Source organism: Microbispora sp. H10949, from assembly GCF_014161435.1.
GTDB classification, from domain to species: Bacteria; Actinomycetota; Actinomycetes; order Streptosporangiales; family Streptosporangiaceae; genus Microbispora; species Microbispora triticiradicis.
In genome coordinates this window covers 1-17,193 of sequence record NZ_JABBWZ010000024.1, presented here as the reverse complement: position 1 = coordinate 17,193, position 17,193 = coordinate 1, and the positions used below count along the sequence as shown (strand labels likewise).

At 71.4% G+C, this 17,193-nt stretch carries 27 protein-coding genes; 15 read left to right on the top strand and 12 right to left on the bottom strand.

Annotated features, from left to right (window positions below; all coding sequences use genetic code 11):
* Positions 1–661 (top strand): hypothetical protein (locus HHX40_RS35270; protein WP_220499970.1); only part of this gene is annotated, 661 nt, incomplete at its 5' end.
* Positions 662–725: 64 nt separating this feature from the next.
* Entirely contained in the window at positions 726–1,085 is a 360-nt protein-coding gene (locus tag HHX40_RS35265) for a hypothetical protein (RefSeq protein ID WP_182884018.1), read from the top strand.
* A gap of 64 nt (positions 1,086–1,149) precedes the next feature.
* On the opposite strand, the gene HHX40_RS37445 is transcribed toward HHX40_RS35265, so the two are convergent.
* The 6 genes from HHX40_RS37445 to HHX40_RS35240 all read right to left on the bottom strand — a co-directional run bounded on the left by HHX40_RS37445 (position 1,150) and on the right by HHX40_RS35240 (position 5,624).
* On the bottom strand, positions 1,150–1,281 hold the full coding sequence (locus HHX40_RS37445) for a hypothetical protein (protein WP_259404193.1): 132 nt from the start codon (positions 1,279–1,281) through the stop codon (positions 1,150–1,152).
* A gap of 8 nt (positions 1,282–1,289) precedes the next feature.
* Positions 1,290–1,913 (bottom strand): hypothetical protein, encoded by a 624-nt coding sequence (locus HHX40_RS35260; RefSeq protein WP_182884017.1) that lies wholly within the window; start codon positions 1,911–1,913, stop codon positions 1,290–1,292.
* Positions 1,910–3,511 (bottom strand): type IV secretory system conjugative DNA transfer family protein, encoded by a 1,602-nt coding sequence (locus tag HHX40_RS35255; protein WP_182884016.1) that lies wholly within the window; start codon positions 3,509–3,511, stop codon positions 1,910–1,912. The genes HHX40_RS35260 and HHX40_RS35255 overlap by 4 nt, the downstream gene beginning before the upstream one ends.
* The gene (locus tag HHX40_RS35250; RefSeq protein WP_182884015.1) at positions 3,508–3,858 is read right to left on the bottom strand and encodes a hypothetical protein; all 351 of its coding nucleotides are present in this window, start codon (positions 3,856–3,858) and stop codon (positions 3,508–3,510) included. Before HHX40_RS35250 ends, HHX40_RS35255 begins: the two co-directional genes overlap by 4 nt.
* Positions 3,859–3,949: 91 nt before the next feature.
* A complete protein-coding gene (locus tag HHX40_RS35245) occupies positions 3,950–5,431 on the bottom strand; it encodes a hypothetical protein (protein WP_182884014.1) in 1,482 nt (493 codons plus the stop codon).
* Positions 5,424–5,624, bottom strand: coding sequence for a hypothetical protein (locus HHX40_RS35240; protein ID WP_182884013.1), 201 nt, complete (start codon positions 5,622–5,624; stop codon positions 5,424–5,426). The genes HHX40_RS35245 and HHX40_RS35240 overlap by 8 nt, the downstream gene beginning before the upstream one ends.
* A gap of 277 nt (positions 5,625–5,901) precedes the next feature.
* Here HHX40_RS35240 and HHX40_RS35235 point away from each other — a divergent pair, with 277 nt between their 5' ends.
* Positions 5,902–6,090, top strand: coding sequence for a hypothetical protein (locus HHX40_RS35235; protein ID WP_182884012.1), 189 nt, complete (start codon positions 5,902–5,904; stop codon positions 6,088–6,090).
* Positions 6,091–6,122: 32 nt separating this feature from the next.
* Here HHX40_RS35235 and HHX40_RS35230 read toward each other — a convergent pair whose 3' ends face one another.
* A complete protein-coding gene (locus tag HHX40_RS35230; RefSeq protein ID WP_182884011.1) occupies positions 6,123–6,773 on the bottom strand; it encodes a hypothetical protein in 651 nt (216 codons plus the stop codon).
* A gap of 787 nt (positions 6,774–7,560) precedes the next feature.
* Here HHX40_RS35230 and HHX40_RS35225 point away from each other — a divergent pair.
* From HHX40_RS35225 to HHX40_RS35180, 10 genes are all read left to right on the top strand, one after another.
* Positions 7,561–8,697: a hypothetical protein gene (locus tag HHX40_RS35225; RefSeq protein WP_182884010.1), complete on the top strand. Its 1,137-nt coding sequence runs from the start codon at positions 7,561–7,563 to the stop codon at positions 8,695–8,697.
* A gap of 363 nt (positions 8,698–9,060) precedes the next feature.
* Positions 9,061–9,210, top strand: coding sequence for a hypothetical protein (locus tag HHX40_RS35220; protein WP_182884009.1), 150 nt, complete (start codon positions 9,061–9,063; stop codon positions 9,208–9,210).
* Positions 9,207–9,344: a hypothetical protein gene (locus tag HHX40_RS35215; protein ID WP_182884008.1), complete on the top strand. Its 138-nt coding sequence runs from the start codon at positions 9,207–9,209 to the stop codon at positions 9,342–9,344. Before HHX40_RS35220 ends, HHX40_RS35215 begins: the two co-directional genes overlap by 4 nt.
* An 81-nt stretch (positions 9,345–9,425) precedes the next feature.
* Positions 9,426–9,635, top strand: a complete 210-nt coding sequence (locus HHX40_RS35210; protein ID WP_182884007.1) for a hypothetical protein — start codon at positions 9,426–9,428, stop codon at positions 9,633–9,635.
* Between the two features lie 127 nt (positions 9,636–9,762).
* Positions 9,763–9,918, top strand: a complete 156-nt coding sequence (locus tag HHX40_RS35205) for a hypothetical protein (protein ID WP_182884006.1) — start codon at positions 9,763–9,765, stop codon at positions 9,916–9,918.
* A gap of 133 nt (positions 9,919–10,051) precedes the next feature.
* A complete protein-coding gene (locus HHX40_RS35200; RefSeq protein ID WP_182884005.1) occupies positions 10,052–10,249 on the top strand; it encodes a hypothetical protein in 198 nt (65 codons plus the stop codon).
* Positions 10,250–10,312: 63 nt separating this feature from the next.
* Positions 10,313–10,486 (top strand): hypothetical protein, encoded by a 174-nt coding sequence (locus tag HHX40_RS35195; RefSeq protein ID WP_182884004.1) that lies wholly within the window; start codon positions 10,313–10,315, stop codon positions 10,484–10,486.
* A 151-nt stretch (positions 10,487–10,637) separates the two neighbouring features.
* Complete coding sequence (locus HHX40_RS35190; protein ID WP_182884003.1) at positions 10,638–11,303, top strand: ParA family protein; 666 nt, start codon at positions 10,638–10,640, stop codon at positions 11,301–11,303.
* Positions 11,304–11,524: 221 nt separating this feature from the next.
* Positions 11,525–11,776, top strand: coding sequence for a hypothetical protein (locus tag HHX40_RS35185; RefSeq protein ID WP_182884002.1), 252 nt, complete (start codon positions 11,525–11,527; stop codon positions 11,774–11,776).
* Between the two features lie 311 nt (positions 11,777–12,087).
* Positions 12,088–13,278, top strand: a complete 1,191-nt coding sequence (locus HHX40_RS35180) for a hypothetical protein (RefSeq protein WP_182884001.1) — start codon at positions 12,088–12,090, stop codon at positions 13,276–13,278.
* Between the two features lie 69 nt (positions 13,279–13,347).
* On the opposite strand, the gene HHX40_RS35175 is transcribed toward HHX40_RS35180, so the two are convergent.
* Entirely contained in the window at positions 13,348–13,512 is a 165-nt protein-coding gene (locus HHX40_RS35175) for a hypothetical protein (protein ID WP_220499969.1), read from the bottom strand.
* 576 nt (positions 13,513–14,088) lie between these two features.
* On the opposite strand from HHX40_RS35175, the gene HHX40_RS35170 reads away from it, so the two are divergent.
* Positions 14,089–14,436: a hypothetical protein gene (locus HHX40_RS35170; protein WP_182884000.1), complete on the top strand. Its 348-nt coding sequence runs from the start codon at positions 14,089–14,091 to the stop codon at positions 14,434–14,436.
* Positions 14,437–14,564: 128 nt separating this feature from the next.
* Here HHX40_RS35170 and HHX40_RS35165 read toward each other — a convergent pair whose 3' ends face one another.
* From HHX40_RS35165 to HHX40_RS35150, 4 genes are all read right to left on the bottom strand, one after another.
* On the bottom strand, positions 14,565–14,795 hold the full coding sequence (locus tag HHX40_RS35165; protein ID WP_182883999.1) for a hypothetical protein: 231 nt from the start codon (positions 14,793–14,795) through the stop codon (positions 14,565–14,567).
* Positions 14,795–15,493 carry a hypothetical protein gene (locus HHX40_RS35160; RefSeq protein ID WP_182883998.1) on the bottom strand — a complete coding sequence of 233 codons (699 nt, stop codon included), beginning with the start codon at positions 15,491–15,493 and terminating at the stop codon, positions 14,795–14,797. The genes HHX40_RS35165 and HHX40_RS35160 overlap by 1 nt, the downstream gene beginning before the upstream one ends.
* Positions 15,490–15,834 carry a PadR family transcriptional regulator gene (locus tag HHX40_RS35155; protein ID WP_259404192.1) on the bottom strand — a complete coding sequence of 115 codons (345 nt, stop codon included), beginning with the start codon at positions 15,832–15,834 and terminating at the stop codon, positions 15,490–15,492. The genes HHX40_RS35160 and HHX40_RS35155 overlap by 4 nt, the downstream gene beginning before the upstream one ends.
* Before the next feature lie 318 nt (positions 15,835–16,152).
* Positions 16,153–16,323: a hypothetical protein gene (locus HHX40_RS35150; protein WP_182883997.1), complete on the bottom strand. Its 171-nt coding sequence runs from the start codon at positions 16,321–16,323 to the stop codon at positions 16,153–16,155.
* Between the two features lie 528 nt (positions 16,324–16,851).
* Here HHX40_RS35150 and HHX40_RS35145 point away from each other — a divergent pair.
* On the top strand, positions 16,852–17,193 hold a 342-nt coding region (locus HHX40_RS35145; protein WP_182883996.1), incomplete at its 3' end, for a hypothetical protein.

The window sequence follows — 17,193 nt, the reverse complement described above, 5'->3', positions numbered from 1 at the left end:
GGGCCGCGAGGTCGTGGCCGAGCGCGAGCCCTCGCAGCAGGAGCGCGAGGCCGAGGCGTTCGCCCGGCTGGTGGAGCAGTGGGAGACCAGCCCGGCCGCCGACGCCGACCGCGCGCCGGAGGTCGAGCAGGGCCGCGAGGTCGTGGCCGAGCGCGAGCCCTCGCAGCAGGAGCGCGAGGCCGAGGCGTTCGCCCGGCTGGTGGAGCAGTGGGAGACCAGCCCGGCCGCCGACGCCGACCGCGCGCCGGAGGTCGAGCAGGACCCGGAGCAGCGCGAGCCGGTGGCCGAGCTGGAGAAGAGCCAGGAGCCGGCGACCGGCGCGCAGGTGCTGGAGGAGCTGCGCGAGGCCCAGGCCCGCACTGTGGCCGCCGACGTGTCCAGCGTGCGGGAGCGGACCGAGCGCGCCCCCGAGCAGGCCCGGGACGTCGAGGCCGCGCCGACGCTGCGCCAGCAGATCGAGGCGCAGTTGGCCGAGCGGCGCGCGGCCCAGGAGCGAGCCGAGGTCGAGCGCGCGGTCGCGCAGGAGATCGAGGCCGAGCGCAGCATGCAGGACATCACCCGCGATCACCACTACCGCCAGCAGGCGATCGAGGCTGAGCAGGAGCTGACCCGGGCGGCCGAGCGTGGCCCGGTGATCGAGGCTCCAGGCCAGGAGTGGTAGGGGCGCACATGCAGCGGGCACACATCAGGACGTATGTCCCATCCCTCCCGAAGGGTCCCCGCTCATGAGTGCTCAGCCCGACGAGCCGCCGCCGTCCCCGCGCACCCCAGCGGAGATCCGCGAACAGCTGGCGTACTACCGGGACCCGTACTACGACGCGCCCGGCCGGGCCGACCACGCCCGCGGAGTCCGTGAGTCCCTGCGATGGGTGCTGGGCGAGCGCCCGCAGTCCCCGGTGGCCGGCGCCGCTCTCGGCAGGGTCCCGAACTGCTGGGAGATCGAGGACGAGGCCAGCCGAGCCGAGGAGGGCATGCGCGCCCTGAGCGCGGCCGGGGCCGCATGGTTCCGCCAGCACGGCCGCGGTTACCTGACCGGCGCGGAGAACGCGCTGGTGTGGCTCTCAGGGGGCGACGACAGTATCTGACCACCGGCGACGACGAAGGGCCGCGCCCAAGGTGGGCGCGGCCCTTTCGCGTCTTATCGGTGGATCAGGTGGTGACCTGCCGGTCCTGTCCGCAGCCGGGGCAGGTCACCGACTCAGATTGCCCGGTCTGCAGCAGTTCCCCGGGCACCTCCAGCTCTGTGCCGCAGGCCCCGCAGTGCATGGTGTAGACGGTCATCTGTCCTCCTACGAGTAGGGGTAGCGGGTCGGCTCGGGCGCCGGAGGGGAGTCCTGCAAGTGGCCGTACCGGCAGCGCGCGGCCGAGCTGGTGGCAATGCGCTTTCGCAGGCCGGGCAGGTAGCGATCGTGCCAGTCCCCCGCCTTGGCCGGGTTGCCGTAGGAGGTGCGATAGACCCGCACCCACTCTTGGCACAGCCAGCCAAGCTCGATGATGAGGTCAGCGTGCGCGTCCCAGCACGGCGGAATCGCCCGGGTCACCTTCGCCGCCTCGTTGCCGATGGCACCGTGGATCTCTTCCCAGGCAACAAGCCCGTAAAGCCGACCAAGCACACCCTCCACCCAGCCGGACAGCTCCGCCCACGCCTGTTGGGCGGCCTGGTGGTGCTCGGAGCTGGAGTCTTCCAGCGCGGGGAAGAAGAGCGACCAGTCCCACGGCCGGGTCTTGGCCGCCTTCTCGTCGGCGAACATCTCCAGCGCTTCCACCCGCTGGCCGAGGTTGGCGAGCTGGGAGGTCAGCTCATGCAGCGCCGCCGGGTCGGGCAGCATGCCCACGGCCGCGCCCAGGACGTTGACGTCCTGGCGGAGCTGCATGAGCTGACGGGCCAGCGGCGGAGTCTCCTCCGTGGTCACCGCTCCTCCCAGACGATCGGGCCAGCCGGACGCCGTGACCGCCCGGCCGGAGCCGGGGTCGTACGGCGGAGGTCGCGGCGCTTCCACACCCGCCTGATACGGACGATGACGGGCGGGGCACCCCGGTAGAGCACCAGGGCGCGCCACCTCTTGAGCTGGCGAATCTTGTGCGGCGGCATGACCGGCCGAAGCTCCTCATGCTCGGAGCGAACCGGCCCGTTGGGGCCGTGCTGCACGCTGGTCCGCAGGACCTCCCGCTCTCCGCACAGCTGCGACAGCTCACGGAGGTCTTCGGCGCTCTTGAGGCCGCCGAACGCCACGGTTGCGGCGGCGGCGTTCCAGATCGCATCCCCTCCGGACTTGCCCCAGCGGCTGTAGAGCTGGGCCTTGGACTGGATCCCGGCCAGCAGCAGCATGCCGTGGCCCCTCCACTTGTTGATCCACTTGTCGAGCGGAACGGGGCAGATCGTGGCCACCTCATCCAACGCCCAGGTCATCCAGGGATCGAGCCGCCGGGCGGGCATGCTGTCGGCCAGCGTCACCGCCGCCCGCTCCATGTCGGCCAGAATCAGCGTGTACAGCGGGGCGAGGTGGTCGCCGGCCCCGCTGTCCTCTCCGACCATGTAGAGCGTGCCGCGCGCCTTGATGAACGCGGCCATGTCCAGCTCTTCGCCCGGGGCCGGGGTCACCGCGTAGGCGGCGGCCGGGCCGGACAGCCACGAGAGCGTGGTGGCCAGCGTAGAGAAGATGCCGTCCCGCGTGCGGTCGGTGACCTGCTGCCGAGACCGCAGGGCGTCGATCCAGGCCCGGGGAGCCTGGTAGCGCTCCATGATGCGCAGCGCTTCGGTGTTGGTCGGGTCGTTGGCCCAGCGCTGCACATCGAGCAGGGTCATGCCGCCAAGGTCGGCCGCCAGGAGGAACGCCCGCAACACCTCGTTGGCGTTGCTGTGGAAGTAGTCCTCGAAGCTGCCGGCCTCGCCGGGGCGGCGAGCGCCGTACAGCAGGGCGGCGCCGCGCCGCATCGCGACGTCCAGCTCGCGGCACCCCTTGATCGGGTTGTGCCGCAGGGTGGAGGGCACCCCGCCCAGCCCCAAGGGGTTGAACAGCAGCACCGGGCCGACGTTGGCACGGTGCGCGGCGGTGGTGTCGTAGTCGGCGATCTTGCTTGTGGTGTAGACGACCGCGCCGGGCGCGTCGACCACGATGTCGGCCAGCGCTGCCGACTTGCCGACGCCGGGCGGGCCGACGAAGAGCGCCGCGTCCTCCGGACTGCAGCAGACCACCATCCACGGCGAGAAGGACCGGCCGAGGCGGTAGGCGTACTGCGAGACGGGCACGCCCCGCCCGCCGCGCAGGGACGGCCGGGTCATGTCCATCTTGCGGCGAGCGGAGCGCGCCGACATGTAGCGCGTGATTTCCCACGCCGACGCGAAGCCGCAGGGCGGGATCAGCGCGCGGTACACCAGTTGCCCGAGCACGCCCACGAGCAGGACCAGGAGCACCACGGCGACGACGGTCGTGGTGGAGGGCAGGTGTCCCGCCCAGGGGTCGAGCTGGGCCGGGTCGGTGGGCGGGGTCGAGGGTGAGAGCGCGCTCACCTGGCACCCCCCGCGAGGTCGGCGGCCGGGAGCGCGGGCGCGGCCGGGTCGGCGGACGCCAGCGCGGCCGAGGGCAGCAGGACGGGCACCAGGCCCTCTCTGGTGGTCACGTAGGCGACGCCGAGCGCCGCAGCGGCCGGGCCGAGCAGAGTCGGCCGCGCCACGGTCTGCAGTTCCACCGTGGCCGAGGTCGACGGCACGGCGGCGGCCGGGCGTGCGTGGCAGGAGCACCCGCCAGGGGCGGAGCCGTACCAGGGGCCGACCCGTGGCCGCATGACGAGCCCGCCCAGGACGAGCCCGATACCGAGGCCGCCGGCCCCAGTCATCGTCAGTGTGAGAATGTCCATGTCCGTTCTTCCTTCGTGGGGTGCGGTGGACGCGGGGTCAGCGCTACGGGTGCAATCGGGGCGCTGACCCCGTGCTGCATGTTGACCGGGGTCACTTCTGACCCCACAGCGGGGTAACCGAGGCGACCGGCTCCGGGTTCTCGGTGGACCTGGCCTTCTCCCGCTCGCGGCGGAGCCCCGAGCGAACCGCCTCCGTCTTCAGGACGTAGCCCCACTCACGGAGCCAGTCCGAGACCTGAACCGGGGTCGCGTCTAGGCCCAGGACCTTGATCGCAAACCTGATTCGCGCCGCGTCGCTTGGCTGCTCTTCCAGCAGCTTCGCGAAGCCGGAGATCAGCGCAGGGCTGGGCTCCTTCTCCCCGTCTGCCGCGTACGGAAGAGGCGGAGGGAGAGTCGCCGGGTCGGGGCCGGGGTCATGACCCGGGGCCGCCGGGGTCTCCTCCACCGGCTGACCGGTCGCGGCCGGGGCCAGCGCCGGGACCGGGTCAACCAGCGGCGTGGGGTTGCTGCCGTCCCCAGTCGGGGTCAGCACGGGGCGCGGAGCCGGGATCGGCGCGCGGCCGGGTTCAGGGTCGCGACCCGGGGCCGCCGGGGTCTCCTCCACCGGCTGACCGGTCGCGGCCGGGGCCAGCGCCGGAGTTTCGGGGCGGGTGCCCCGGCCGGGTCCAGGGTCGGGGTCGGGGTCATCGGCCCCCACGCCCTCCCAATCGCGCCAGGGCGCGGAGAAGGTCACATAGGGCAGGTCCGCCTGATTGAACAAGAACCGCAGCCGGTCCGCGAGGGCGGCCAGACGCTCAGGGTCAGAGCCAACGCCCGCGTACTCCACGGCCGCATCCATCGCCCGGTCATACCGGCGCAGCGCGCGGCGACGCTGCCCAGGCGAGGCGTCCTCCGGCAGGGTCCGGACCTTCTTCGCGGCCAGGGCCGCGCGGGTGATGTACCGCTCGACGGCGACGTCTTCGGCCGTGCGGTCGGTCGGGTCGGCCAGGCCCAGCCTGACCAGCAGCCGTTCCGGCGTGACCTTCCACGCGATCCGGGACGGCCGCCGGGTCATGATCTCGTCACGCTCAATCGCCATGCCGCGCTCCCACAGCCAGGCGGCTACGAGCGGCGCGGCGAGCCGGAACACGACTTCAGCCGGGCTGTGGGAGTCCATCGCCGAGCAGATGGCCGTGAACAGGGTGAGCACCCACACGGCTTTGCCGTCGATGCCAGCGGACGGCCGGTCCCAGGCCGAACGGCCTTGGTCCTCGATGCGCTGGGCCGAGGCCCGCCATGCCGTTCGGGCGCGGACCGCGCTCGTCACCACGGCGATCTCGATGAACCCGAACAGCAGGACCCGCAGCGGCCCGTCCAGGCCGAGCACGTCGCCGGCGAACTTCCACATGCCGGTGGCGGAGACGCCTGTGGCGATCCCGGCCGCGAGGTAGGTCAGCGCGTCCGCGGTCCGGTTCTTCTTCCGGATCCAGTACGCGATGGCGACGACCCCGCCCACAAGCACCAGGGCCACCAGCGCCACAACACCCGTCAGGACGGGGTTCTCTTCGGCGAAGCGCAGGAGCTGGTCAATCATGAGCGGTCATCTCCCGTAGGACATCGGCGACCTCGTCGAAGTGGTTGAGCCCCACCTTGATGAGCGCGTCGGCCAGATCCGTCTTTGAGATCTTGCGCCGGGTGGCGGCAATCGCCTCGATCAATGCGACATCCACGGCCGAAGCGGTCTCGGGGTCGACAAGCAGGCGAGCGGTGGGGCGGCGGCCGGACACGGACAGTCCTCCATAGTCAGGGCCTCGCGTTCTCGTGGTTGCTGACATGGCCCCAGGGTTACACACCGGATCCAACGTTGGCAACCGTTGACAACGGGAGGCTACTAATGAGACGTTGGCAACCGGCCGACCTGGTGCCGACCGGTTGTCACTGTTGCCAACGTAAGGCAGCGATGATCGCTCGTCACGCCGTGGGGGTCGGCCGACGCAAAGGCCCCGCGTCCGGGCGACTGTCGAGGAAGACCGGGCGCGGGGCCACCTCCGGAGAGGTGATCCCATGATGAGGCTCCGGAGAGCGTGGCGGATCCTGCGCGGTACAGCCGTGCTCACCGCCGCGTTCATAGCGGTCGCGGATGATCTGCTCATCCACGTCCGGAGCAGGTGGCACAGCCACCGCCTACGCTCCACGGCCGCCGAGCCGGTGGCCGTCCCGACCGTGGAGCAGGTGCGAGAACGCACCGTGTGAACTGGCCCCGGGACCCTGGCAGGGTCCCGGGGTCAGTAACCCCGGCTCTTGAGAACGTCATGGCACATCCGGTTGCGCAGGGCGTCCCGGGCCGCCGGGAACATCTGGTCACAGCGCGCATGCGCCGCTTCCGAGATCGAGGTCCCGGAGAACGACGGCGGAGTCTGCGGCGGCTCAGGCCGCCGTACGGACTCCGCCGTTTCTGCGTTCTGCCGGGGTGTACGACGCGCTGCCGGCCGCGGACGGGCCGGTGCAGGAGATCCGTCATCGGCGGGCGCGGGCCGCGCGGCCGGACGCGGCCGGGCGAGGCGTGGCTGCTCGACCACCGGCCGGACCGGACGAGACCGGCGCATCGACGGCGCCGGAGTCGGCGACGGGGACGGCGACGGCCAGACCGACCGGTTCACCGGCCAGGGCCAGGACGACGGATGCGCCGGCACCTCGTCCTCCGGCTCTGGCGCGGCCACCAGCTCCGGGCGCGCAGCGCTGCCGATGCTTGATGTCGGCGTCGAGCTGGACGCGAGCGGCTGCGCCCGGTTGTTGCGCAGGTCCGCCAGTCCCAGGCCGAGCCCGGCCGCCACGGCGGTCGTCACCACCAGCCCCGCGAAAAACACGCGGGTATCATCTCGACATAGCCGGTAAAACGCCAATCGGGGCGGACGCGAATCGCGAAAGTACGGCACGGTATTTCCCGGTTTCCTCGGATATCCATGCAGGTCAAAGGGGGTCCAAGTCCTTTTATCGTAGGCCGGTGAATATCGAATGCGCGCACGTAGAAGCCGTACCGCTGATGGAAGGCGGCCGCGTTGTGGTGTGTTTGTGCGGGGCGCGCTGGACGCGCCGGGCACAGGTCCCGGCCTCTGTCGCGCTGCGCCTGGACATCCGGCTTGGGCCGGACGCCTGGAGGCTCGACCCTGCCGAGGCCGAAGCGGACGCGCCCGCAGCCACTGTCAATAGCGACGCGACGCCCTCACCTGCACCGATACCAGCACCGCGGCGGTGGCCGCGCACTGCTGGCGACGCGAGGACCAGCGGAAACGCTTATTGACCTGGCAGATTCGCGCGCACTGAATCTACGTAGTAAAGCTGGGGTTGGGGGAAGGACCCCGGGGGCGCTGCCCCCGAACCCCCGCGCCTCGCCGGCGAGGCAGGCTCCGGGATGGGGGAGGAGCCGCCGGAACGATCTTGCTCGATGGTGGTGCCGGGGGACGCTGGTTCATCCCGTCGCCTCTCCTGGGCCTACCACGGAACCTCTCCGACTCCGGAAGGCCGAGCCTCGCTTCGCTCGGTCGCTTCGCGAGCCTTCCTCCGCTCCGAGAACCCCGTGGTCGAGACGGCCCAGGCGACGGGATGAACCAGCGAGCCCCCTCCCGTGGAGGAGAGACCCGCGATCGGCAGGGGTTAAATTAATTTCATTAGATTCGTTTCATATCATTGCGATCATGTAATGATATGAAATATAATCAGGGTATGGAGAGCCACGAGACCAGCAGGACGGCCGACGAGCCGCGTGTGACGTGCCGCTATCCGGGGTGTGAGGAGCCTCCGGAGTCTGCGGACGGGCCGGGTCGTCCGCCTGTGTACTGCAAGAACAAGGCGCACAACGCGACCACCGCGTTTCGGCGCCGTCGCGAGCTGGCGGCGCAGGCCGAGGGCCGCCCCGCGCCGGCGGAGGACCTGGACCGGCCGGTCACGATGGGGCAGGCCCGCGCCGCCGAGCTGCTGCGTGCTACCGAGCAGCTCGCCGTACGCACGCTGGGCGAGCTGGAGCGCGTCGTCAGCGAGCTGCGCACGATCGCCGACCCCGACGCCGCCGCGGCGGAGGTGGCCGGCGTTCAGGCCACGGCCGCCGAGCAGGTGGCCGCCGCCGAGGCCCGCGCCGTGCAGGCCGAGCGGGTGGCCAGCCTCGCGGCCGCCGGTGCCGAGACCGCCCGGGCCGAGCGTGAGCAGGCCGACGCCGTGGCCGAGGACGCACTGCGGCGTGCGGACGAGGCCGACGAACGCGCCACTCGAGCCGAGCAGGAGGCCGAGCGGGTCCGCCAGGAGGCGGCCGAGCAGGTGCGCCGTGCCGAGGCCGAGATCGCCGAGCGCGTGCGCGCGGCCGAGACGGAGCGAGACGCCGCGATCGAGCAGGCCCGGCGGGAGGCGGCCGAGCAGGTGCGCTGTGCCGAGGCCGAGGCCGCCGAGCGCGTGCGCGCGGCCGAGACGGAGCGAGACGCCACCGCGGCCGCTGCGCAGGAGACCCGCGAGCACGCCGCCGCCCGGATCGCGGAGGCCGAGGCGAGGCAGGCCCGCGCCGAGCAGGTCGCCGACGACGCCCGGGCCGAGGTCGAGCGGGTGCGAGCCGACGCCGCCGCGCAACGCGAGCAGCTCGCCGCGGCCCACGCCGATCAGGTGGCCACGCTGCGCGCCCGGGCCGAGCAGGAGCAGGCCCGCGCTGTGCGCGCCGAGACCGCCCTCGACACCGAGCGGGCTGAGCGCATCCGCACCGTCGGCCGACTGGAGACCGCACAGGACGAGATCACCCGCCTGCGGGCCAGCGGCCAGGCCCCGGCCGCCGAGCAGGGCGACGCCCCCAGACGTCACGGAAAGGACCTGACCTCATGAAGAACCACTCAGTCTGCGCGTTCTGCGGGAACGCCTACCCCCTTGGTACCGGCACCGGGGATTGGTACTGCTCTCAGGGCTGTTGCGAGCTTGCCGCAGCGGCCGACGAGGAGTTGAGCGATATCTGACGTGCCGAGCCCCCTCGGAAGGCAGCCCCCGGCCCCCCTAAGCGGGTCCGGGGGCTGCTTCGTATCGGGCGGGGGGGGGGCGGCCGACACCCGCGAATAGATCCGTTGACAACGGTTGCCAACGGATTCCCCCGTGTGCAACAATGAGGGCAAGTTGATACCCCACCACGACAAGGCCCCACGGCTCACCCGACCAAGAGATCGCCGTGGCGGCCCCCACGAAGGGAGATCCACCATGTCCGTGAGACCTCAGACGAGGCTTTACACCCCGAAGCCCAGCAACGTGGGTGAGCCGCAGTCCGTCCGGGACGCCTACCAGCGGCAGTGGGAGGCGGAGAAGGTCGAGCGCGAGGCCCAGCGGCAGCAGGCAGAGGCGCAGCGGTGAGCCGGGCCGACCTCCAGGAGTACGCGCAGAACCTCATCGCGGCGGCCGAGGCCAGGCAGCAGGGACAGCAGGACCGCCCGGCCGCGTCGCCGGCACCGGTCATCCCTCTGACCTCCAAGCAGCGGCAGGGCTGAGGCTGCGGATCGCGCCCGGCCCGTCGAGCCGGGCGCGTGTCCGGGGCAGCCGCCCCAGCAGGCCCACGAAGGGAGATCACTATGGCGCCGAACGTCGGTCGCCTGCCGGAGGACCCGGAAGAGCGCAGACGCTTCCTTGCGCAAGCTAAGCGGGCGCTGGCCCACCCGGAGACGCAGCGGCGCATCCGAGAGGGCAACGAGCGCGCGGCCGCCCGGGCCGCCGGGGCCCCCGTAGAGCTCGGCCGGCCGCTCAAGGAGGTGATCGCGGAGCTGTCGGAGACGAAGGGCTGAGGCTGCGGATGTGCGCCCGGGCTCTCCGTCCGGGCGCGTGTCCGGGGCAGCCGCCCCACCACGACAAGGCCCCACGGCTCACCCGACCAAGAGATCGCCGTGGGGCTCCCACGAAGGGAGTTCCAGCATGCCACAGGACAAGACGGTCACCTCGGAGGACCGCTCGAAGATGTGGCCGAACGGGGCCAACGACGTCCCGACCACGCCGGTGTACTCGTGCACCTGCGGCGCGGTCAGCTCCAGCCCGATCAACCACAACCACGGTACGAGCAGTAAGCGGTAAGCCGATGACGACCACGCCGGAAGCCGCTGAGGGGATCCCCCCGGGTGACCTCTGGGGAATCGTGATCTCCCGGGCCCGATCCCGGTGCCAGTGCGAGCGGTGCCCTGGTCACCGGCCGATGCGCTGCGAGCACATGGCCGGCGGACCGGTGCAGATGCTCGCGGCCCCGGCCTTCCCCGGAGCCCAGCCAGAGCGCGAACGGGCGGTCACGGACCCTGACAAGCTGATCGCGATCTGCGGACCCTGCTACGACGGTGCGGTCAGCCGAGCCCGCAAGGCCGAGCGAGACGCGGCCCGGATGGTTCGGAACGATCAGGAAGCGCTGTTCTGACCGGCAAACTGTGAGGGCCGCTCCCTTGATGGGGCGGCCCTCACCCCGCAGAAGGAGGAGAGGGTGAAGAACAACTTCGAGCGGTACGGCATCGAGGCCGACGAGTTCGCCGAGGCCCTGGTGGACGCCATGCGCAAGGGAGGCGCGACCGAAGACGAGATCCGCGAGGCCGTCATGGGTGCGCACGTGGACGAGGCGATGCCAGACGACGGCGGATGGACGCTCAATCGGCCATGATCGAGGCCACGGCCTAAGGAGCCGAGGACCAACAGCCAGACATCTACGGGACCACGGGCCATCCGTGGTCCCGTAGTGCTTCACCAGCTCAAACGAGACACAGGCCAACCACGGGGGTACGGGAGGCCCGTGCCCCCGTATTCTCCTGGCCATGTCGATATGGTGCGTGACCAACCTCAAGCCGGGAACGGCGAAGACCACGTCGGCCGTTTGGCTCGCCCACGCCCTCCACGAGACCGGGCGCAAGGTGCTGCTCGTCGGCGCCGACCCGGGCGGCGCACGGCTGAAGCTCGCACCGGAGCTGTCGGACGGCATGGGGTCGGCGGAGCGCTGGAACGCCCGCGCACCGATGCCGTTCGAGGTCATCAGCCTTGCCACCAGGGACCTACACCGGACCCTGCCGCGTCTCGCCGCAGACTATGACGACGCCGTGATCGACTCCCCGCCCATCGAGGACCACCAGGGCATTGCAGTCTCAGCGTTGCGGGTCGCCGACGTCGCGATCATCCCTGTAGCGCCGACCACGTTTGAGATTGACCGCATGGCGCCCGTGCTCACCGTGGTGGACGAGGTCAACACCTTGCGCGCCAAGCCGCTGCCCACGTGCGTCCTGCTGAACCGGTGCGTGACGAACGCCGCCAGCACCGGCGAGGCCGCCGCCGTTCTCGCGGCACAAGGACACACCGTCCTCGCGACCCGGGTTCCGCGGCTGGAGCTGTACGCCCAGAGCCACGGCGCGCCCGTGGTCGCGGCCGGCACCGCCTACGCCCAGGCCGCCGTCGAGATCCGCGCACTTCTCGGGCAGGCGAGCGCGTGAGCCCTCAGCAGCGTCCTCGCGGCAGTATGGCCGCCGCCGCAGCACGTCAGACGCCCACAGGACCACAGAGTCCCCGTGTCCCCGTAGAGGGACAGCCGCGGAAGCCGCCGAGGGTCAAGCCCTACAAGGCCACGTTCGACCTGGACCCCGAGCAGGTGCGGGCCGCGCGAGTGTGGGCCGCCACGCATGGCGTGATCGGGGTCGCACCCGTAGTCCGCGCCTTGATCCAGGCGCTTACCACTGACGAGGACGTCGCCGAGCGCGTGCGCGCCAGCCTGCCTGCCGCCCACCTCCGCAGGGTCGGCGACGGGGCCGCGCTCGTGAAGACCACCTACGACCTGGACCCGCCGCTCTATCAGGCGTTCAAGCTGTGGACCGCCCAGCACGACACCACCGGCGCCGCCGTCCTGCGTGTGCTGCTGTCCATCCTGGCCACCGACAAAGGCCAGCTTGCCACCCGTCTCATGCTCTGACCGGGAAGCGCCCATAAGCGGGAATTAGTAGGCCCTCCGAACACGGGATTACGGACTTCCCGTGGTCCCGTGTCGACTGTTGCCGCCAGGTCCTGCGACACGCCGAGACATACAGGCTCGCTACTCTGCGCACGCGTCCGGATCGTGGAATGCTGTGGCGTTGACCAAGCCCTTAAACCCGCCCGGGGGTTACCAGAGCAAAAAGAAAACGCCTCGCAGTGCGAGGCGCCTCCTGATCGAAAACTTCACATGACCGCGTTGGGTGTCAGCTCCAAGGTTTGGCCGCCTCTACCGAGCTGAGCGCCTTTCGCGTGCCTGTTCAACGTCTGGAGACGACGATAGCAGTCCGCCAGGCGGTCAGTCTCGTACGCCCTGATTCCGACACGCCGGGGCGCAGGCTCGCCGCTTCCCCGCTCCATCCCGGCCGGGCCGACGAGCAGCCGATGCGCTGCGCGCACTACGAAGGGCCGGAGTTACTGCCCAGCGTGCCCACGCGGGTGTGGTGGCGCGTGCTGGGAGTGCTGGCCGCGCGAGGGGCCGGCCTCCATCCGTCCGCGTGGCGGATGGCGCAGCACCTGACACACCAGGCCGACGAGCGGGGCCGCTTGGCCGACGTTCCGGCGATCCTGGCCAGCTACGCCGCCCGCCATCAGCTGGGCCGCCGTACGGGCTGGACGGACCTGATGCGGTTGGTAGACGTCGGCCTCGTGCGCCAGGTTTGCGCCGCCGCGCCCGGCCGCCAGGCGCGCTACGTGCTGTGCCTGAATCTGGCGGCGCTCCCTGATGATCTGCCGCAGGACCTGGCGGCCGAGGTCCGCCGCATCGTGGACGACCCGAGAGCAGCAGCACGGGGCCGCATGACCCGCGCGGCCGAGGACGCGGCGCTCGCTGAGTGCGAGGTGATCCGGGAGGGATCAGCCACCGGCCCGAAGATCGCAGCCGCTTGGGGCTGTGGACGACTGCACACGTCTCGATATACGCGAGAAGGATCTCCCCCCTCCCCTCAACCTCACCGACCGCAGAGGCCCCGGCCGCCTCGCCAGGTTCCGGTCTGGGGGCAAGATCTCGCCGAAGAGCAGGGCCGCGCCCTTGACTTTGTAAGGTCGCTGGGTCCGGAGTGGGTTCGACAACGGGGCGGCCGGATGCCGGGCGGGGCCGAGCTGGGCGAGCTGGCACGGCTGGTGGTGCTGTTGCTGCGGCGAATGCCGCCGGGTGAAGCGGCCGAGCTGCTGACTGCGCAGGTGGCCAGCGCCGCCGATCTGGCCGGAGTGCTGCGCTGGCGAATCGGCCGGACGTTGGCCGGACTGCGCCGCGCCGAGCGCCGGGCCGCCGTGCTGCGGGTGGACGACGACGGCTCACGACACGATGCGTGGCTGGCCGCGAACGCCGCTCACGCCGCCGCGACGGCCGCCCGTAAGGCCGAGGTGGTCGAGGAGGCCCGCAGGCTGGCCCGCGAGATCCGAGAGCGACGCCAGGGCGCGGAGAAGGTCAGGTCCCGGTGAGGACCCGGGGCAGGTGTGCGTGGCGGTGCTCGACGTGGACGACGCGGCCGAGCTCGCGCAGCCCGGGCGTCACCAGCACGACCGCTTGGACGCGAGCGTCCCGGCCGTCGAGGTCGAGGATGCGCCTGCGGCTGCGGCCGGGTCGCGGTAGCGGGCGCGCAGGTCCTCCACCCGGTCGGCGCGCGGGGGCGCACTGTGCAGGTAGCCGAAGCTAATCAGCGTGATGTCGGTCATGGGTCCGAGTGTCGGGCGCGGGCCGCCGGCACCGCCGCGGCCTGGGAAATCTTTTTTTGCCAAAGCGCTTGAGTTGTCCCGAAAGCCGATTAACCTCCGCAGGAGGCAGGTCCTGTGCAGTCCCATCGGCCCCTTCCGACGAAGGAAGGGACCATTGGGAGGGGACTGTGGCGCAGTTGAGCGGAACGCCGGCGAAGTGGGCCCGCGTGCTCGGAGTGAGCGCCGCCGGAGGCGGCGGTGTGACGGTGGCCTGGCTGACACACCCAGATGTAAGCGTGTGGGTCATAGGCGCCCTCGTGATCATGATCATGGTCATCGTGGGGACGGCGCTGTACGCCTCGCAGACCGTCAGCGATCGGGCGTTCCGTCTGCTGTGCTTGATCTGGAACCGGCCGGAACCGGCCCGGCAGAGGAGCCGGAAGCGCCGGTCTATCGGTGGCCAGGCGCAATCCCGACAGTCCCAGCACCCGCGACCAGCTCGACTGGGAAGCCCAGTCGCGGGCCGGCCGCAGCGAGCGCGGGCCGCGCGGAAGGGCGACAAGGAGTGATTGGTAGCCGGCGGCGTACGGTGACGGTATGGCCCGTGAACGACGGTGCGGGCACTGCGGCGGCCCACTGCGGCCGTTCGCCCGCCCGGACGCGGTGTATTGCTGCGCGGCCTGCCGGGTCGCCGCCGCACGGCGACGCCGGCACGACCGGGAGGCATCCGCCATCATCAGTGAGCTCCGGATGACCGGCACCACCGATGCCGCCCGCCGCTGCCCGGTGTGCGGCCGCCGGTTCGTTCCCGGGCACCCGCGCCGCCGCGACGCGATCTATGACCGCCCCGCCTGCCGGACCGCGGCCTGGCGGGCGCGCCGCCGGGAGCTGGCCACGCGGGCCGTGACGGGTTCGCGTAACGGGTCGCCTGACGCGATGCTGTGACGGATCGGCGCAACACGTCGGGCGACGCGCGGTTCCGGTTTTCCGACCGGAGATGAGGCGTCTTACCGGCAGGTAGCTTGTGGGAACTTTGGTTCTCGTGAGTGATTTCCGGAGCCGGAATCGGGGCCTCAGCGCCGCCCGCCGATGCTCTTTCGGCCGGTGCCGGCGGCCGGGCGCACCGCCTTGATCAGCCGCTCGAACCGCCGCGTCGGCGCCTCGGAGGAGTGGAACACCACCCCGGCCACGATCAGCAGCATCGCGAGGGCCACCACCCCGAGCGCCACCGCCGCCGAGGGCGACAGCGCGGCCGCCGCCAGCGTCCCGCCGCCGCCCACCACCGCGGCCGCCGCCCTGCCCATCACCCCACCGCCCGGTGCCCGGGCGCCTTGCGGCGCAGCACCAGCGCCATCTGCACGGCGCCGGGCAGCAGCAAGACCGCGAAGCGGGCCCGAGCCCGCCGGGTGCCGAGCTCGGCCACGGTGCTGGTCCACTCCTCGCGGTACCGCTCCCGCGCCCCGGCCGGCAGCAGCACGCACGCCACCTGCACCAGACGCCGCGAGCCCGCCCCGCGCCACCGGCCCCGCCCCCGCCGATCGCTGCGGAGACGCCGCCCCACCACAGCGCCAGCCCTCAGCGCGTGGGCCGCGGCATCCAGCGCCACGATCGCCTCCGCCTCCAACTCCGCCGCCGTGTCCGCCGTGTCCGCCGTGTCCGCCGTGTCCGCCGTGCGTGCCGCGCGTGCCGCCGTGAGCGCCGCGTCCGCCTTGTGCACCGCAGTGAGCGCCGCGTCCGTCGCGCGTACCGCAAGCGTCCGGCGTGCCATGTCCGCCGCGTTCGCCACCTGCGCTGCCGCGTTCGCCGCCTGCGCCGCCGCGTTCGCCGCGTGCGCCGCCACGTCCACCGCGTTCGCCGCGTGCGCCGCCGCGTTCGCCGCGCGTGCCGCCGTGAGCGCCCTGAGCGCCGCGTCCGCCCACGCGGTCGCCTCGATCTCCGCCGCCGCTGATTCCACCTGCTGGGCTGCCCGTACAAGCGCGGCTGAGGGCTGGTAGGTGCTCATCCACTACCGCCCGGGACGGGGCGGCTGGTGCCGAAGGGCAGGCGGGCGGTGGCCCGGCTCTGAGAGACCTGGGCCAGCGCGATGCGGGCCCGTTCGGCACCGTCGGTGGTGAGCCGGTAGTAGCGGCGCCGGGGCCGGCCTTCGGAGGCGTACTCCTCGGGTTCCTCCCACCGGCTTTCAAGCCATCCGGCCTGCTCCAGCCGGGCGATGATCGGGTAGACCGTCCCCGACGCCAGGCCGGTCGCCTCGCACATCTGCAGCCCGTACCACTCCCGCGTCGGCTCACTCAACGCCCAACGCAGCAACGCCTGGGTAGGCATCGTCATCCGTGGACCACTCATAAGTAGAACTCTACAAAGGTCTACATAGAGTGGCAAGGCGATCCAGAGACGGGATGCCTCCCGGGCTTACCTGCCGCAGGAACATTCTCGTGCCCGATCTCGGCAGGGTCGCCGAGCCCGTTGGCCGGGGACGACGAAGGAGGTCCCGGGCGTCGATCGCCCCGACCCCGTGCGGTGGCCGGCCCCGCCGGGCGATCGTCAGGGCCCCAGCCCCTCGCAGCTTGGGCGTCCGGGAGGAAACGGGAGACTCGGTCTACACGGCGGGGCCCGTGTCGCCGCCGTACGCGACGACACGGGCCCTTCCTTGGGTGTGGCTCGTCAGAGGAGCGTGGAGAGGCCGCCCAGGGTGCCGGTGCCGACGGTCAGGCCCACCAGGAGCGACGCCGACATGGACTTCCCCGCCCGCCGCGCGAGCACTACAGAAACCACCCCCGCGGCGACCGAAAGCGTCACAACGGTGACCAGCCTCGCCAAAGGGGACAGGGACATTTCTCTCCTCCAGGAAAGGCTCCCCGAACCCGTCTCAGGAGGCGGGCGAAGGGAGCGCGGTGATTACACTTCCCTGCTTACCAGCGGTTTCCGTCGAAATGACTCGGCAAGATCACCTCGGAACTCATAGGGCCGAGTCGGAACGGTGCGGATTCTCCCGAACATCCGACCATCGGATTCTCGCTTGGCCTGACCTCCGGTGAGCACGGCTGTTCCGGGGCGTTCCGACAGCCCCTCACCTCGGACGGAACGGTTCGGAACGGTCTGGTCTCCCCAACCGTTTTGTTCCGTAACGCGGCACGCCGCGTTGTTACTGATCAGTCGGTTTCACTGTGCGCGACAATGTGGAAACCAAACGCCAGAGCGAATCGAGAACCCATGAACCGATCGGCTTCCGGGGACTGTTTGGAGGTATTTCGGGCTTCCCTGGAAGAGATGCACGTGAAGGCGGGATCGCCCTCACTCCGGGAGCTTGTCCGGCTCAGTAAGGGGTCGGCATGCGAGCTCACCGCAACGACCGTGCAGGCCATGCTGAAGGGTGGGCGCAAGGGCCCGCCCAGGTGGGAGCGGGTCTCCACCCTCCTCTCGGCCTGCGGCAAGTACCTGAAGAACAACGGGGTGGACAACCCCGAGGCCGTTCTGGGCACCCACGACGAATGGCTCGCCCGCCACTCCGAGCTGGTGCGGCAGTACCGCGCCGAGGTCAAGAACGCCAGTACGACCAGGGTCAGGCTGGTCGAGCCGGTCGAGACCGTCGTGCCGGAGGTCGTCGTGCCGGAGACGATGGTGGTCGACGCCGTCGTGCCCGAGCCCCGCGCCAACGGCGACGCCGTGGTGGTCGAGACCGTCGTGCCGGAGGTCGTCGTGCCG